This is a genomic window from Marinobacter salsuginis (assembly GCF_009617755.1).
Lineage (GTDB): Bacteria > Pseudomonadota > Gammaproteobacteria > Pseudomonadales > Oleiphilaceae > Marinobacter > Marinobacter salsuginis.
The window spans coordinates 954,088-970,614 of record NZ_BGZH01000001.1 but is presented as its reverse complement, the minus strand read 5'-3'; the positions used below and the strand labels follow the sequence as shown (position 1 = coordinate 970,614).

General features: G+C 58.0%; 13 protein-coding genes. 3 read left to right on the top strand and 10 right to left on the bottom strand.

Features of this window, described 5'->3' with window-relative positions; genetic code table 11:
• Positions 1 to 25: 25 nt before the first annotated feature.
• Complete coding sequence (locus GJU83_RS04420; RefSeq protein WP_069182879.1) at positions 26 to 478, bottom strand: Lrp/AsnC ligand binding domain-containing protein; 453 nt, start codon at positions 476 to 478, stop codon at positions 26 to 28.
• Between the two features lie 159 nt (positions 479 to 637).
• Between GJU83_RS04420 and GJU83_RS04415 the strand changes: the two genes are divergently transcribed.
• Entirely contained in the window at positions 638 to 4,132 is a 3,495-nt protein-coding gene (locus GJU83_RS04415; protein ID WP_153633828.1) for an NAD-glutamate dehydrogenase, read from the top strand.
• A 169-nt stretch (positions 4,133 to 4,301) separates the two neighbouring features.
• Positions 4,302 to 7,931, top strand: a complete 3,630-nt coding sequence (putA, locus tag GJU83_RS04410) for a bifunctional proline dehydrogenase/L-glutamate gamma-semialdehyde dehydrogenase PutA (RefSeq protein ID WP_153633827.1) — start codon at positions 4,302 to 4,304, stop codon at positions 7,929 to 7,931.
• Positions 7,932 to 7,963: 32 nt separating this feature from the next.
• Here the strand turns inward: putA and GJU83_RS04405 are convergent, their stop codons facing one another.
• The 9 genes from GJU83_RS04405 to GJU83_RS04365 form a co-directional block, all read right to left on the bottom strand.
• Positions 7,964 to 8,908: a 5-oxoprolinase subunit C family protein gene (locus GJU83_RS04405; RefSeq protein WP_153633826.1), complete on the bottom strand. Its 945-nt coding sequence runs from the start codon at positions 8,906 to 8,908 to the stop codon at positions 7,964 to 7,966.
• Positions 8,898 to 9,590: a 5-oxoprolinase subunit PxpB gene (gene pxpB / locus GJU83_RS04400; RefSeq protein ID WP_153633825.1), complete on the bottom strand. Its 693-nt coding sequence runs from the start codon at positions 9,588 to 9,590 to the stop codon at positions 8,898 to 8,900. The genes GJU83_RS04405 and pxpB overlap by 11 nt, the downstream gene beginning before the upstream one ends.
• Positions 9,587 to 10,321 carry a 5-oxoprolinase subunit PxpA gene (locus GJU83_RS04395; protein WP_069182884.1) on the bottom strand — a complete coding sequence of 245 codons (735 nt, stop codon included), beginning with the start codon at positions 10,319 to 10,321 and terminating at the stop codon, positions 9,587 to 9,589. The genes pxpB and GJU83_RS04395 overlap by 4 nt, the downstream gene beginning before the upstream one ends.
• A 31-nt stretch (positions 10,322 to 10,352) precedes the next feature.
• Positions 10,353 to 11,660 carry a TRAP transporter large permease gene (locus GJU83_RS04390; RefSeq protein WP_153633824.1) on the bottom strand — a complete coding sequence of 436 codons (1,308 nt, stop codon included), beginning with the start codon at positions 11,658 to 11,660 and terminating at the stop codon, positions 10,353 to 10,355.
• The gene (locus GJU83_RS04385) at positions 11,660 to 12,178 is read right to left on the bottom strand and encodes a TRAP transporter small permease (protein ID WP_136631435.1); all 519 of its coding nucleotides are present in this window, start codon (positions 12,176 to 12,178) and stop codon (positions 11,660 to 11,662) included. The genes GJU83_RS04390 and GJU83_RS04385 overlap by 1 nt, the downstream gene beginning before the upstream one ends.
• A 60-nt stretch (positions 12,179 to 12,238) precedes the next feature.
• A complete protein-coding gene (locus GJU83_RS04380; protein WP_069182887.1) occupies positions 12,239 to 13,204 on the bottom strand; it encodes a TRAP transporter substrate-binding protein in 966 nt (321 codons plus the stop codon).
• Between the two features lie 51 nt (positions 13,205 to 13,255).
• Entirely contained in the window at positions 13,256 to 14,071 is an 816-nt protein-coding gene (locus GJU83_RS04375; protein WP_153633823.1) for a putative hydro-lyase, read from the bottom strand.
• A gap of 68 nt (positions 14,072 to 14,139) precedes the next feature.
• Complete coding sequence (locus GJU83_RS04370; protein ID WP_136631432.1) at positions 14,140 to 15,072, bottom strand: LysR family transcriptional regulator; 933 nt, start codon at positions 15,070 to 15,072, stop codon at positions 14,140 to 14,142.
• Positions 15,073 to 15,095: 23 nt separating this feature from the next.
• Positions 15,096 to 15,797 carry a lytic transglycosylase domain-containing protein gene (locus GJU83_RS04365; RefSeq protein ID WP_153633822.1) on the bottom strand — a complete coding sequence of 234 codons (702 nt, stop codon included), beginning with the start codon at positions 15,795 to 15,797 and terminating at the stop codon, positions 15,096 to 15,098.
• 179 nt (positions 15,798 to 15,976) lie between these two features.
• On the opposite strand from GJU83_RS04365, the gene GJU83_RS04360 reads away from it, so the two are divergent.
• The gene (locus tag GJU83_RS04360; protein ID WP_153633821.1) at positions 15,977 to 16,501 is read left to right on the top strand and encodes a shikimate kinase; all 525 of its coding nucleotides are present in this window, start codon (positions 15,977 to 15,979) and stop codon (positions 16,499 to 16,501) included.
• The last annotated feature ends 26 nt before the right edge of the window (positions 16,502 to 16,527 follow it).

Sequence of the window (16,527 nt, the reverse complement as noted above, 5' to 3'; positions counted from 1 at the left end):
CCGGCGCCGGCGTCTGAGGAATCCTCTACAGGCCGGCGTCTTTCACGTTCTCCATCACCACAAAGGTACTGGTCTGCAGCACATGGGGCAGGGCAGAAATTTCCTCCCCCAGAACCTGCCGGTACTCCTGCATGTTGCGGGTCCTGACTTTCAACAGGTAGTCGAAGTTGCCGGCAATCATGTGGCATTGCTCGACCGCCGAGACGTTTTGAACGGCCTTGTTGAACGCGGTAAGAGCACCGCTGCTGGTGTCGTTCAGGGTTACCTGGGCAAAGGCGATGTGGCTGAGGCCGAGTTTGGTCTGATTCACCAGGGCTGTGTAACCGGTGATGTATCCGTGTTCTTCAAGCCGGCGCATCCGCACCTGGCACGGCGTTTTGGAGAGCCCCACCCGAGAGGCAAGCTCGGTTACCGTGATTCGGGAGTTCTTCTGCAGCTCTCGAATAATGGATTGGTCTATTCGATCCAAATCGGCCATGTTGTCTGTCCCAGGTTGAATTAACGGCTAAATCATGTGGCAAATATAATCGAAACTCCTCTATTCCGAAACTATATGGTCTAAGTGACTTTCTGGGCTTGCGTATACTGGTAGTTCCATCAGTCCAGTAAGAACGTTGACCAAGTCCGGAGAGTTTCGATGACCGATTCCCGCGCATTACAAAAACAAACCCTGCTGGAACAGCTTGCCGATGTCCTCCAGAATCAGGCCGCCGACAACGACGACTCCCTCGAACTCCGGGAGCTTGTGGCCAGAATGGTCGAAGAGTCCCGATCCTGGGACGATGACTTGCATGGTGAACTGGTTCGGAGTTTCGGCGACTCGATTGGCGGGCGCTATGCCCGGGTTTTCAGCGGCGGTTTCCCTTCGGCTTACCGGGCAAGATTTCCGGTATCGGAAGCACTCGCTGATATCGAGCAGATCCAGTCCATCGCCGTGAGCACCGATGTCCCCATGCGCTTCTACCAGCCGCGGGACCCGGCCGAAACCGGATTCCACTTCAAACTCTACAGCGAAGGCCAGCCCGTTGTTCTTTCAGACGTGATCCCTATTCTGGAAAACTTGGGAATGCGTGTTCTGGGTGAGCACCCCTATCGGGTCCGTCGACGGGATGGCGAAACCTTTGGGGTCAGTGATTTTACCGTCGAGCTCCATGATCGGTGCCGTGCCGCCGATCTCGACACCGCCAGGCCATTGATCCAGTCGGCATTCCGGGAGATATGGAACGGCTTTGCCGAAAACGATGATTTCAACCAGTTGATCATGCTGTGCGGTCTCAGCTGGCGTGAAGTCGCGTTGATCAGGGCTTATGCCCGCTATATCAAGCAGATTCGGTTCGGTTTCAGTCAGCCCTTTATTGCAGAGACACTGGCCCGCAATCCGGAGATCACCTCGCGGCTTGTTGCATTCTTCTTCAGCCGTTTCGAGCCGGATATAAAAGGACGCAAGGGGAAGGTGGAGCGAATCGAGACGGAGCTTCGCGACGCCCTCGAGGCGGTGGCAAGTCTGGACGACGACCGAATTCTACGGCGCTTTTTTACCCTGATCCGGGCAACCCTTCGGACCAACTATTTTCAGGCCCGGGAGGACGGTGGGTTTCCGTCCTACCTGTCGCTCAAGCTGGATCCGTCCGCCATCCCGGATATCCCGCGCCCCACGCCGAAATTCGAGATTTTTGTCTATTCGCCCCGTATTGAAGGCGTGCACCTGCGCTCCGGGCCGGTGGCAAGGGGCGGCCTCCGGTGGTCTGATCGCATAGAGGATTACCGCACGGAGATCCTTGGTCTGGTAAAAGCCCAGCAGGTGAAGAACTCGGTGATTGTGCCCGCCGGTGCCAAAGGTGGCTTTGTGGTGAAGCAGCCGCCACGGGAAGGCTCACGGGAGGCTCTGCGGGAAGAAGGCGTTGCCTGCTATCAGACCTTCATCAGGGGGCTGCTCGACATCACGGACAACCTCGATAACGGCCAGGTGGTGCCGCCGAGAAATGTGGTTCGATACGACGGCGATGATACCTATCTGGTGGTCGCCGCCGACAAAGGTACGGCCACCTTTTCCGATATAGCCAACACATTGGCAGCCGAGTACCGCTTTTGGCTGGGCGATGCCTTTGCCTCCGGCGGCAGTGAGGGCTATGACCACAAGAAAATGGGCATCACCGCCCGGGGCGCCTGGGAGTCCGTTAAACGGCATTTCCTGGAAAAAGGCACCGATACCCAGAGCGATGAATTCACCGTGGTCGGCATCGGCGATATGGGCGGCGATGTGTTCGGCAACGGTATGCTGTTGTCGGACCGCATTCGGCTGATTGGCGCATTCAATCACCAGCACATTTTCATCGATCCGGATCCGGACGCCTTGGCCTCGTATCGCGAGCGGGAGCGGCTGTTCAAATTGCTCGGATCCTCCTGGGCCGACTACGACACCGGGGTGATCAGCGAAGGGGGCGGGGTGTTCCCGCGCTCCATGAAATCCATTCCGGTGTCCGCGCAAATGCGCAAGGTACTGGGGATCAAGGCCCGGACGCTGTCGCCAGCGGACCTGATCAGCGCTCTTCTGAAAGCGCCCGTGGACATGCTCTGGAATGGTGGCATTGGCACCTACGTGAAATCGCCCTCGGAGTCCCATGAGGATGTGGGTGACAAGACCAATGATGCTTTGCGCATCGACAGTACCGAACTGCGCTGTAAAGCCCTCGGGGAGGGCGGCAACCTGGGTGTTACCCAGAAGGCCCGGATCGACTTTGCCCGCCGCGGTGGCTCGGTCAACAGCGATTTTATCGATAATGCCGGTGGTGTTGACTGCTCGGACCACGAGGTAAATATCAAGATCCTGCTCAACGATCTGGTGCATCGGCAGTTGATGTCGCTTCCAGAGCGCAACCGGATGCTCAGGGCGATGACGCCGGAAGTGGCCGAGCTTGTTCTGCGTAACAATTACCGGCAGGCCATGGCGCTCAGTCTGGCGCAGAATCCGGCGGTTGCCACCGCTGACCAGTATGATCGCCTGATGCGCAGGCTTGAAGCCGAGGGCAAGCTGGACCGTGATCTTGAGTTTCTGCCCTCTGACGAGGAACTTCAGGCCCGCCGCGATCAGGGTGGTGGCCTGACCCGGCCGGAGCTGGCGGTGCTGGTTTCCTACGCGAAGATTGAACTGAAGCAGGCGCTGGTCGCGTCGCCTATCGTGCAAGACAAGCGTTTTAATTCGGCGCTGCATTCCGCCTTCCCCGCCTCCCTGCTGGCCGCCTTCCCGGAAGCGGTCGAGTCTCATCCTCTGCGGGCCGAGATCTCGGCCACCCAAATTGCCAACGATATGGTGAACCGGATGGGCATTACCTGGTTCGACCGTATTCGCAGTGCCACGGGGGCAGATGCCGGCCGGATCGCCGCGGCCTACCTGATCTCCCTGCGAATCCATGACGTAGACGCCCATTGGGAGGCCATGGAATCACTGGATGGAAATGTCAGTGCAGCCGTTCAGGCAGATCTTTTCGCCGACGCGGTTCGCCTGGTCACCCGCAGTACCAGCTGGCTGTTGCAGAACCGTCGGCAGGCGTTGGACCCGGTGTCCTGCATTGATCATTACCGGGCGCCGATGGCCGATGTTTTGGCTTCCAGAAGCCGTCTTGAATCGGTGATCCCTGCAAGTCGGTGGTTTGACCGCTATGCTGAATACTGTGAGCGGAAGGTTCCCGAGGATCTGGCGGCGTGGTGCGCATCCGCAGAAAGCCGCTATTGGCTGATGGACATGATCGAGATTGCCCGTCAGCTGGGGGAGGATCTGGAATCGGTGGCCTGGGTCTATTTCACGCTCGGCGAGAGTCTGAATCTGACCTGGCTTGACCGGCAGATGCGGGCCTTCCGGGCGAATGGCCACTGGCAGGTTCTGGCAACCATCCATTTCCGGGATGAGCTGGACCACCAGCTGCGGAACCTGACGTTCAGCGTGTTCTCCGAGCCTGTCGAAGGCGAAGGAACGCCGGAACAACGCCTCGAGGCCTGGCGCAGGGACAAGCAGATGTTACTTGGCCGGTGGGAGCGGATGCTGAACGACATGCAGGCCGCTAATGACGTGGATTGCGCCGTTTTCTCGGTGGCGCATGGTGTCCTCAGAGAGCTGGCGATGAAAGCAGCTTAGGGAGCCAAGAGAGGCAAAATGCCCTAATTTTGAGGTTTTGGAAGAAAATTATTAAATTTTTATTATCTAAAAAAGCCGTAATGGGGTGCTTGTCCGAATTTTATAGAGAAATTGTCTTTGTTGATCTCGGTAGAATGCGGGAGAGACAAACAACTAAGAGGGTACAACTATGAGACCGCAGCAATCACAGACGCCCGAGCTTGTCGATAGCCGGCAGGCGATTCGTGATTATTATCTCGCTGACGAGCACAAGGTTATCCACGAGATGATTGCAGGTGCCCAGTTGTCCCAGGCCGAGCGCGATGCTATTTCCGCCCGTGCCGCTGAACTGGTACGCAGCGTTCGCAAGAATGCCAAGTCCACGATCATGGAAAAGTTTCTGGCAGAGTACGGCCTGACCACCAAGGAAGGCGTTGCCCTGATGTGTCTGGCCGAGGCGCTGCTGCGCGTGCCTGACAACACCACCATCCACGAACTGATCGAAGACAAGATCACCTCCGGTGCCTGGGGCACCCACGTGGGCAAGGCGTCCTCTGGGCTGATCAACACCGCCACCGTTGCCTTGTTGATGACCAGCAACCTCTTGAAAGATTCCGAGCGCAACACCGTTGGTGAAACCCTGCGCAAACTGCTAAAGCGCTTCGGTGAGCCCGTCATCCGTACTGTGGCCAATCAGGCGATGAAGGAAATGGGCCGCCAGTTCGTTCTGGGTCGCGATATCGATGAAGCTCAGGATGAGGCGAAGGAATACATGGAGAAGGGTTACACCTACTCCTACGACATGCTGGGCGAAGCTGCCCGCACCGATGATGATGCCAAGCGCTATTACGACGCGTATTCCACAGCCATCGACAGCATTGCCAAGGCAAGCAAAGGCGATGTCCGCAAGAATCCGGGTATCTCGGTCAAGCTCTCTGCGCTGCTCGCCCGCTATGAGTACGGGAATAAAGAGCGCGTCATGAACGAATTGCTCCCGCGGGCACGCACCCTCGTGAAGAAGGCCGCGGCCGCGAACATGGGCTTCAACATCGATGCCGAGGAGCAGGACCGGCTGGATCTGTCACTGGATGTCATCGAGGAACTGGTCGCCGATCCGGAGCTTGCCGGCTGGGATGGCTTTGGTGTGGTTGTCCAGGCTTACGGCAAGCGCTCATCGTTCGTGCTTGACTGGCTGTATGGGCTGGCCGAAAAGTACGATCGCAAGTTCATGGTGCGCCTGGTGAAAGGTGCCTACTGGGATGCCGAGATCAAGCGCGCCCAGGTCATGGGCCTCAACGGCTTCCCGGTGTTTACCCGCAAGGCCTGCAGTGACGTTTCGTACCTGTCCTGCGCCACCAAACTGCTGAATATGACGAACCGCATCTACCCGCAGTTCGCGACCCACAACGCCCACTCGGTATCGGCCATTCTGGAAATGGCCAAGATCAAGGGAGTCGACAACTACGAGTTCCAGCGCCTCCACGGTATGGGTGAGTCCCTGCACAACGAGGTTCTGAGGGTCAGTGGTGTGCCCTGTCGGATTTACGCGCCGGTTGGTCCCCACAAGGATCTGCTGGCGTACCTGGTGCGCCGTCTGCTGGAAAATGGTGCCAACAGTTCCTTCGTCAACCAGATTGTCGACAAGCGCATCACTCCGGAAGAGATTGCCAAGGATCCGATCGTCAGCGTTGAGGAAATGGGCAACAACATTTCCAGCAAGGCGATCGTGCATCCGTTCAAGTTGTTTGGCGATCAGCGTCGTAACTCCAAGGGCTGGGACATCACCGATCCGGTTACGGTCAACGAGATCGAGAAGGGCCGTGGTGCCTACAAGGACTATCGCTGGAAGGGCGGACCGGTAATCGCCGGTGAAGTAGCCGGCACCGAGGTGCAGGTGGTGCGCAACCCGGCCGATCCGGACGATCTGGTGGGCCACGTCACCCAGGCTTCCGATGCCGATGTGGATACCGCGATTACCTCAGCGGCTGCTGCGTTCGAGAGCTGGTCCGCCAAATCGGCTGAAGAGCGAGCGGCCTGCGTGCGTAAGGTGGGCGACCTTTACGAAGAGAATTACGCCGAGCTGTTTGCCCTCACTACCCGTGAAGCGGGCAAATCCCTGCTGGATGCGGTTGCTGAGATCCGTGAGGCGGTCGATTTCTCCCAGTACTACGCTAACGAAGCTATTCGCTATAAAGACAGCGGCGATGCCCGCGGCGTGATGTGTTGTATCTCGCCCTGGAACTTCCCGCTGGCGATCTTCACCGGCCAGATCCTGGCCAACCTCGCGGCGGGTAACACCGTGGTGGCGAAGCCGGCTGAGCAGACTTCCTTGCTGGCCATTCGCGCGGTGGAGCTGATGCATCAGGCGGGTATTCCAAAGGATGCTATCCAGCTGGTGCCGGGTACTGGCGCAACCGTAGGTGCGGCCCTGACCTCCGATTCGCGGGTGAGCGGCGTGTGCTTCACCGGTTCTACGGCTACCGCCCAGCGCATCAACAAAGTGATGACCGAGAATATGGCGCCTGACGCGCCTCTGGTGGCAGAGACTGGCGGCCTGAATGCGATGATCGTGGATTCCACGGCATTACCTGAGCAGGTTGTCCGTGACGTGCTGGCGTCTTCGTTCCAGAGTGCCGGTCAGCGGTGTTCGGCCCTGCGCATGCTCTACGTGCAGAAAGACATTGCCGATGGTCTTCTGGAAATGCTCTACGGTGCCATGGAAGAGCTTGGCATCGGCGATCCCTGGTTGCTGTCCACGGACGTGGGTCCGGTGATCGACGAGAACGCCCGCAAGAAGATCGTCGACCATTGCGAGAAGTTCGAGCGCAACGGCAAGCTGTTGAAAAAGATGAAGGTACCCGAGAAAGGCCTGTTTGTTTCGCCGGCGGTTCTCAGCGTAAGCGGGATTGAAGAGCTGGAAGAAGAGATCTTCGGGCCGGTATTGCACGTGGCCACGTTCGAGGCGAAAAACATCGATAAGGTGGTGGATGACATCAACGCGAAGGGCTACGGCCTGACGTTTGGCATTCACAGCCGTGTTGATCGCCGCGTAGAGCGTATTACGAGCCGGATCAAGGTGGGCAACACCTACGTAAACCGCAACCAGATCGGTGCCATCGTAGGCTCCCAGCCATTCGGCGGTGAGGGTCTTTCAGGTACGGGTCCCAAGGCCGGTGGACCGCAGTACGTCCGCCGTTTCCTGAAAGGTAAAACGGTTGAGCGCGAAGCGGATTCCAGCGCGAAGAAGGTGGATGCCAAGCAGTTGCAGAAACTGATTGGCCAGCTCGACAAACTGAAGGCGTCCAGGCCGGAAGCTCGTATGGACGCTATCCGGCCCATCTTCGGCAATGTTCCAGAGCCGCTGGACGCTCATGTTGAGGCCCTGCCCGGGCCAACGGGTGAGACCAACCGGCTGTCCAACCATGCGCGTGGTGTCGTGCTGTGTCTGGGACCGGACAAGGAAACCGCGCTGGAGCAAGCCGGCACCGCGTTGTCACAGGGCAACAAGGTGGTGGTGATCGCACCGGGCACTCAGGATCTGGTCGATCAGGCGAACAAGGCCGGGCTGCCGATTGTGGGCGCCGAGGGGCTGTTGGAGCCGGACGCACTGGCATCCGTCGATGGCTTCGAGGCTGTGGTCAGCTGCGGCGATCAGGCCCTGCTGAAAGCCTATCGTGAGGCACTGGCTAAGCGCGATGGCGCCTTGCTGCCGCTGATCACAGAGCACACCCTGGATCAGCGTTTCGTGATCGAACGCCACCTGTGTGTCGACACAACCGCAGCGGGCGGTAACGCCAGCCTGATTGCCGCCTCCGAATAAGCGGCGACAATCGGTGCCAATCGCGCCCGGCGTCAGGTAGTGCTGACGCCGGGCGCGCCTGTTTTGAGCCGCTGGTTAAACAGCATTCGGCGGCCTTCGGCCTCGGCAACGTCCGAGAGGTAAAAGCTGACCGATGATCCCGGGCCCCTCTGGGACAGAAGCCCCGCATCCAGTGCGCTCAGGCAGCCGATTTTCGGATAGCCGCCGATGGTTTGCCGATCTTTCATCAGAACAATTGGCTGGCCATCTTTCGGCACCTGGATGGCGCCATAGGCTATTCCCTCAGACACAATCCCGTCCAGATCCGAATGGATGGCATCGCCTTTCAGACGATAGCCCATGCGGTCGATGTTCTGGCTGATTTCGTATTCACACGAGAAAAATTTCATCCGTTGAACGGCGGGAAAGCTCCGATACTGATAGCCGGGAATCAGACCCAGGCGCAGGTGCTGGTGATAATCGGGAATTTCCGGCTCGGGAAGAAACGCCTCAACAAAGGGGGCATTTTGGTCGAACTCCAGCTTATCGCCCTTGGCCAGTTTCGCGCCTTTGCCATTGAGACCTCCCAGGCCTTCCCGGGCCACGGTGGCGCAACTGCCCAGCTTCATCGCGGGCCTGAACCCACCACTGACCGCCAGGTAGGCCCGCAGGCCGCTAACCGGCGCGCTAAAATCCAACCGATCGCCTTTACTGATGTGATGGGTGCGCCAGGGTGCAATGGCCCGATCATTGATCCTGGCGCCCAGGTCGCCGCCGGTAATGGCAATGCAGGCATCATGGTTTGCCTTCAGGCTGAACCGGCCAAAAGTGATTTCGATCTGGGGGGCATTGAGATCGTTGTTCAGCAGGCGGTTTGCCCAGAAAAACGCGTACTCGTCCATGGGGCCACCGGTGGTCACGCCCATATGCTGGTAGCCGTAGCGGCCAGCGTCCTGAACGAGGGCCAGCATTCCGGGTTCGAGGACGTCAAAGCTCATCGACCTTCCCTCCCAGCTCGAGAAATTCGTCCCGGCTGATGGCGCGAAAGCGCACCTGATCGCCGACCTGTACCAGCGCCAGGGAGTCGCTGTCCCAATCAACCATCTTCTGCGGTGTGCGGCCAATGATCTGCCAGCCACCGGGCGTGCAGCTCGGATAAATCGCGGTTTGGGTGCCCGCGATGCCAACGCTGCCGGTAGGGACTTTCAACCGGGGCGTGGATTTCCGGGGAATGGCAATCCGTTCGTCGGTGCTTCCCAGATAGGCAAAGCCCGGAGCGAAGCCGATGGCGTAAACCTGGTAGAGCTGTTCACTGTGAATGCGAACGACTTCGTCTCGTGACAGGCCGGCATGCTCGCAGACATCCTCCAGATCCAGACCCACTTCCGGATCATAGTAGACGGGAAGCTCGACAATACGGGCAGCACCCTCCCCGGTGGAGCCATGGTCGTCGGAGTCGATCGCTGAGCGCACCCTGCGGGCCATGGCAAACCGGTCTGCCTGCTCCAGATCCCAGGTCAGCAGGATCGACGTGTAAGACGGCACCAGGTCGACGATCAGGTCGGACATATCGCGCCGGAGCCGGTCGGTGGCCTGTTTCACCAGGCCGGCAGACTCCGCACCAATCTGGTCGCCAAAATAAACCATGCAGGTGTTTTCGTTGACCGACTCGATCCTCATAGCGCTTCCACAACCTGTCGCATGTGCCGTGCAGCGTCGACGGCATGGTAGCTGTCGCCGTGAATGCAGATGGTATCCGCTTTGATCGGAATGCGTTTGCCCGAAATCGAGGTGACCGTTCCGTCCTGGATAATCTGGGTAACCTGCGCCTCGATGGCTTCCGTGGTTTCGTGAACGGCACCGCGCACTGACCGTTTTACCAGTCGGCCCTCGTCGCTGTAGGCGCGATCAGAGAAAGCCTCGAACCAGACCTCGATACCGTACTCGTCTGCCCGGTCCTTGACCTGCTGCCAGTCCGGCGTCGCCATGACCACCAGGGGGCATTGTGGGGCATAGGAACGAACCGCCGACATCACCACGGACAGGGTGGTGTTATCGACCATCATCCGGTTATACAGCGCGCCATGGGGCTTCACATAGGAGATGGAGGTGCCGTGCACCTGGCAGATCCCGTTCAGCGCCGCCATCTGGTAAACCAGAATGGCCTTGAGCTCGTCCGGCCGGCAATCCATGTCCCGGCGACCGAACCCTAGCAGATCCGGGTAGCCGGGGTGGGCGCCAATGGTCACGTTCTGGGCCAGCGCCAGCTTGACCGTGTGGTCCATGGTCAGCGGGTCGGATGCATGAAACCCGCAGGCAATACTGGCCATGTCAATGTAGGGCATGACTTCGGCATCCATACCCTTGGTCCAGGTGCCAAAGCTCTCGCCCATATCGCAGTTGAGTTTCATTGTGTACCTCCAAAAAACGTTGTTGCCCGCGTCATCCCTGGCTCATGGTCTGGGGCAGGTAAGTGACAATCTCCGGGAACCAGCCGATCAAAAACAGCGCGGCCATGATCAGCAGGAAGAACGGCAGGGCTGCCCGGGCCACATAGAGAATGTCCTTGCCGGTCAGGGCCTGGATGACGAACAGGTTGAAGCCCACTGGCGGCGTGATCTGTGCCATCTCTACCACCAGTACAATAAAGATCCCGAACCAGAGCAAATCAATGCCGGCTTGCTGAACCATCGGCATGACCACCGCGACAGTCAGGACCACGACTGAGATCCCATCAAGGAAGCAGCCGAGAAGAACGAACAGCACAGTCAGGCCTATCAGAAGTTCAAACGGTGAAAGGGACATGCTGCCGATCCAGGAGGCCAGTTCCCGTGGAATGCCCAGGAAGCCCATGGCCAGGGTCAGGAAGTGTGCACCGACGAGAATCAGACCGATCATGCAGGAGCTTTTCACCGCGCCCAGCAGGCTGTCGCGGAAACTCTGAACGCTCAGAGAGCCCGTTGCGGCCGCGATGATAAGGGCGCCAAAAACGCCCAGGGCGGCTGCCTCAGTCGGGGTAGCAAAGCCGGTATAGATGGAACCCAGCACGAAAATGATCAGGCCAACGATCGGCAGCAACATCTTCAGCGCTTTGATCTTGACCGAGAACGCCAGGTTTTCTTTCTTGGTGGTCGGCAGTTGATCCTTGTTGAGCTTGGCCCAGATCATGGTGTAACCCATGAACATGGCAACCAGCATCAGGCCGGGCAGGGCGCCGGCGATAAACAGGCGGCCAATGGAAACCTCTGCGGCCACACCGTAAACGATCAGGATAATGGACGGTGGAATCAACAGGCCAAGGGTACCGGAACCGGCCAGGGTGCCCACCGCCATCTTGTCACTGTAACCCTGTGCTTTCAGTTCCGGCAGGGTCATTCGTCCTATGGTTGCGGCAGTGGCCGCGGATGAACCGGAAACCGCCGCGAAGATGCCACAACTCAGAATGTTCACATGAAGAAGTTTGCCCGGAAGCCCGCCCATCCAGGGGGCCAGCCCCTTGAACAGATCCTCGGACAGTCGGGTACGGAACAGGACTTCGCCCATCCAGATAAACATGGGCAGAGCCGTCAGGGACCAACTGGTACTGGCGCCCCAGCTCGACGTTGCGAACAGCAGCCCGATCTGATCGTTGCCAGACAGCAACAGGCCCAGAACGCCGATGCCAACGAGTGTCAGGGACACCCAGACACCGACAGCGAGCATCAGAATCATCGACACCGCCAGGACAATGGAGAGAAACGCAATATCCATTACACTTCCTCCAGATTGAGTTCGTCTTCATGCTGCTGGTAAGAGGGCGTTCGCTTGCGGAGGATACCCACCAGATCATCCAGGACGGCAATGTTGAGTGCCGTCATTCCGAGTGCCACCGGAACCTGCGGTATCCAGATGGGGATGGGGATATAGCCGTGGGAGACCTCTTCAAAAACGTAGGATTCCCAGACCATGTGCCAGCAGTAGAAGGTCATGTAGCAGGCGAGCCCGAAACCGAAAATCAGCACGATCAGCTCTTGAAAGAAGCGTGGCCGCCCGGACCATTTCTGGATCACCAGGGTTACCCGAATATGACCGCCGTTATGAAAGGTGTAGGCCAGACCGAAAAACGTGGATGCGGCGAGCGCCCAGCCGGACACGTCTTCCGCTGAGGGGATGATAAAACCGAACAGCCGACCGACGATCTGGGCCAGAATAATGACCATGATCAGAGCTATGCAGAAGCCAGCGGCGTAGCCGGATGCCAGATAAAATTTCTTTCGAAGAGAGTTCATAACGGATGCCTCCCGGAACAGCCTCCCGAGCACTCGGGAGGCTTCCGTTGAGTGAACTTTTTAGCGGTAGTTGGACAGAATAGCGCCGACTTCCTCCGGTGCTTCCTGTTCCCATTCTTTCACCATGATGTCGCCGATTTTCTCCAGTTCGGCCATCAGTTCAGCAGAAGGCTCGGAAACGGTGATGCCATTTTCAGCCAGCGTGGCTGTGTCTTCAGCGGCGGTCTTGCGAACGCCTTCCCAGCCTTTCGCCTCGGCAGCGGCGGCTGCATCCAGGATTACCTGGCGCTGTTCATCGCTCAGGCGACGGAAAGCGCGCTTGTTAACAACGACTACGTTTTTGGGAATCCACGCCTTGATGTCGGTGTAATGGGAGAGGTAATCCCAGGCCTGGCCGTTGGCACCGGTTGACGGTGAGGTGATCATGGCGTCGATAATGCCGGTGCTGAACGCTTGCGGAATCTCCGGAACCTGAACCGTGGTCGGGGTGGTGTTCATCAGGTCGGCAAGGCGCGAGGTCGATGGGCTGTAAGCCCGCATCTTCAGCCCTTCGAGGTCTGCAAGTGTATTAATCGGCTTTTTGGTGTACAGGCTCTGGGCCGGCCAGGGCACGGTATACAGGAGAGTCATACCTTCCTTGTCCAGCTGCTTTTCGATCTGCGGCTTGGCGGCCTCCCAGAGTTTCTTGGCGTCTTCGAAGCTGGTTGCCAGGAACGGAATGTTATCGTGTTTGAACACCGGGTGGGTGTTGCCCATGATGCCGATGAAGATTTCACCCAACTGCACCTGGCCGGTTCTCACGGCACGTGGAATTTCCGGGTGCTTTACCAGGGAAGCACCAGAATGAACGGTGATGGTGATGTCGCCATCGGTGCCGTTTTTGATGTCCTCGGCAAAACCGTAGGCGATCTGGGTAGGCAGGTTGGCATCGCCATAGGGCGTTGGCATGTGCCATTGCTGGGCCTGAACGGATGAGGTCAGCAGCGCCCCGGTAACCAGGGTGGCTGTAGCGAGTTTTTTGAACATAACGAATCTCCCGTGTTTCTGCTTTTTTATCGTTTCAATTGAACAGCGGCTTCAGAGTACCGCCAGTTCTTCATTCAGCCGCTCGGTAAGCAGCATCTTTCCCGGTACATGGGTTATGGCGAACGGCAGGCGTGCATTCTCCAGAGCCAGTTGCGGAGTTACCCCGCAGGCCCAGAACAGCGGAAGCTCGCCCGGCCTGATCGTTACCGGATCTCCAAAATCGGGTGTGTTAACGTCCTGGATGCCAATAAGTGACGGATCACCGATGTGAACCGGTGCACCGTGGGCCTTGGGCAGGCGTGTGGTAATCTGTATCGCGCGAATCGCATCAGTACCGTTGAACGGACGCATGGAGACCACCATGTTGCCACTGAACGGGCCTGCAGGCCGGGTAGCGATATTCGAACGGAACATGGAAACGTTCCGTGCCTCGTCCACGTTCCGCACCGAGAGACCGGCTCTGATCAGGGCATCTTCAAATGAGAACGAGCAACCCAGAACAAAGGTCACCAGGTCGTCCCTCCAGAGGCTTTTGAGGTCGGTGGCAGTCTCTGCTCGCTCGCCATTCCGGAATACCTGGTATTCGGGTACATCGGTTCTGATATCCAGATCATGCCCCAGATCAGGGAGGCTGGGATCACCGGGTTGAGACATGCCGATCAGGGGGCAGGCAACCGGGTTATTCTGACAGTATAGGAGAAAATCGCCGGCCCATTCGGACGGCAGGATAACGACATTACCCTGGAGCAGGCTGCTGGCCGTGCCGCTTGTGGTGCCGGTATGGGCTCCGGACCGGATACGGGCGCGCAACTCGGACGCCTGATCAAGCACGCTGTTTTTGAATTCGGAATACGCACCGGTGTGCATGTCGGTTACCCCTGATTGACATTGATTATTACAACTAAATTTCAGGGTATACCGGTTGGTGAAAAAGTCTAATTATCGTTTTTTACATCTTCCGATAACTTTTTGTGATGTGTGGTCCGGTCATACTCATCGGACACCATCACGCCAAGGTTGGCTGCAAGCTCCGCAATCGGGTTAAAAGGAGTGCCGGAATAAGACGCAGTGAAGGCAAGTTCTGAGGGCGTCCACGAGGTATTGAGCTGGATCAGGCGGCCGCTTTCCAGTTCATGTTTGATTACGCTCAGTGGAAGCGTGGAGATACCAATGCCGTCCAGAGTCAGCTGCCGACAGGCTGCGAGCGAGCTTGACGAGTAGAAACGTGCGGGCAGTTCATCCAGCTCGCTGAATTTCTGGCTGATTTCCGCGAAGGGTTTGGTGTTTCGGGCGTAGGTAATGATGGGCCACTCTGCCAGCTCTTTGAGGTCCAGGAGCCTGTTCGGCAGATTCAACTCGGGGCTTGCCACCCAGATCAGCGGGAAGCTACAGAGTGCCCGGTTTTCGACTTTTGGTTCTGATACGGGGCCCATCAGAAATGCAAGGTCGAGGCTCCGGTCCAGCAAACCGGACCGGAGGTTGCCGGAGACATCCACGGTGATTTCCACATCCAGGTTGGGTGCCGTTTCGTGCAGTTCCCGGAAAAAACGCGGTAGCCAGGAGTGCACAATGGTTTCCGAAACCCCGAGCCTGAGAATACCCGATAAAGAGGCTCCACGGTCTGCGCGCTTGCGCAGCTGCTGGGCCATAAAAACAATCTTTTCGGCATAGGGCAGGAGTTCCTGCCCCTTGCTCGTAAGTTTGCTGTGCCCGGATTCGCGCTCGAACAGCCGTACGCCAAGCTCGTCCTCAAGCGCTGCAATACGGTTGGAAATGGCCGGCTGGGTGGTGTGCTGGTGCTCGGCCGCCTTGCGAAAGCTGCCCAGCGTCGCAACCCAGATAAAGGTCTCCAGACGCTTGAAGTTCATTGATTAACGGACCTCTGAGGGGCCTACAGCGCGGCGTAGCGCTCGTGAAGGATGCCAACCCTTTCTACGTAGGCCTTTGTTTCGGCATAGGGTGGTACGCCTTTGTATCGGCTCACAGCGCCGGGCCCCGCGTTGTAGGCGGCGGTGGCCAGCCGGATGTCGCCATTGAATCGGTCGAGCATCTTGGCCAGGTAATGGACGCCGCCACGGATATTCTCGCCAGCCGCCAACGCGTTCCGAACACCCAGCTCTTCGGCCGTGCCCGGCATCAACTGCATCAGGCCCTGGGCACCGACCGGGGACAGGGCTTTTTCATTGAATGCAGATTCGGCATGGATCACAGCGCGGACAAGAGCCGGATCAACTCCGTATTCCTGGGCTGCGGTCTGAATTTCTGAGCGGTACGGTTTGGTGAACAGTGGCGTTTTGCGCCAGTCGACGCTGGACTCCGGGTCGCAGGCGTAACAGTGAAAACGGATAACGTCGAACTCAGCCGCGGTTGGCTGGACGCTGCTGTAAGCAATCACGCCATTGTCATCGGTGTAGCGGTAGACGGTATCGTTACCGCTGGAGGCTCTGGGCTGGCCGGCATTTTTTACGTTGGTGAATTCGACAGTGCCATCGGGATGCACAATACGCTTGATGCCATCTGCCAGAGCGGATGCTGACAGAGCAAGCACCAAAGCTGCTATTGATGGGATCAGAAGTGATCTGCCGGTGGTCATTACTCACTCGCGAAAGATGCCGTCGGTGGCCGGCTTCAGGTATTCTCTGAAAACCGCCGTTGCCTGAATTATACGGGCTTGCGGGCCGGAATAAAGCGCGCGCTCTGTCGTAAAAATGTTACGTTCTGCCTTTATTGCCAGCCAGTTCTCATTCTCCGGAGAGGTCACACACAAGCATCATGGTTAACCCGACCGATACAGGAAACCTCGTTCTCATCGGTATGCCCGGTAGCGGCAAGAGCACAGTGGGTGTTCTGCTGGCCAAGCGTCTGGGTCTCGGGTTTGTCGATACCGATCTGCTGATCCAGGAAGAAGCTGGCCGCACCCTCCAGGCTATTGTAGACCAGGACGGCTACGAAGCCCTCCGACGGATTGAAGAGCAGGTGCTTCTGAAGCTGGATTTGGAACACAAGGTTATCAGCACCGGAGGCAGTGCGGTCTACAGTGCCCCTGCCATGGAACACCTCAAGACCAATGGCATCGTCGTGTTTCTCGATATTCCGCTTGAACTGGTTATCGAGCGAATCGGTGATCACAGCATGCGGGGTATTTCCCGTAGACCGGATCAATCGCTGGAAGCCTTGTTCGAAGAGCGGTTCGAATTGTATTCCCAATATGCGGATCTTACCGTGCAAGGCGAAGGCCTGAACCAGGATCAGGTCTGTGATGCGGTCGTCGAGGGCCTGCTTTCAGGCAAGCGGTGAGCCTCAGTATTAGGTTTAGTTAAGGT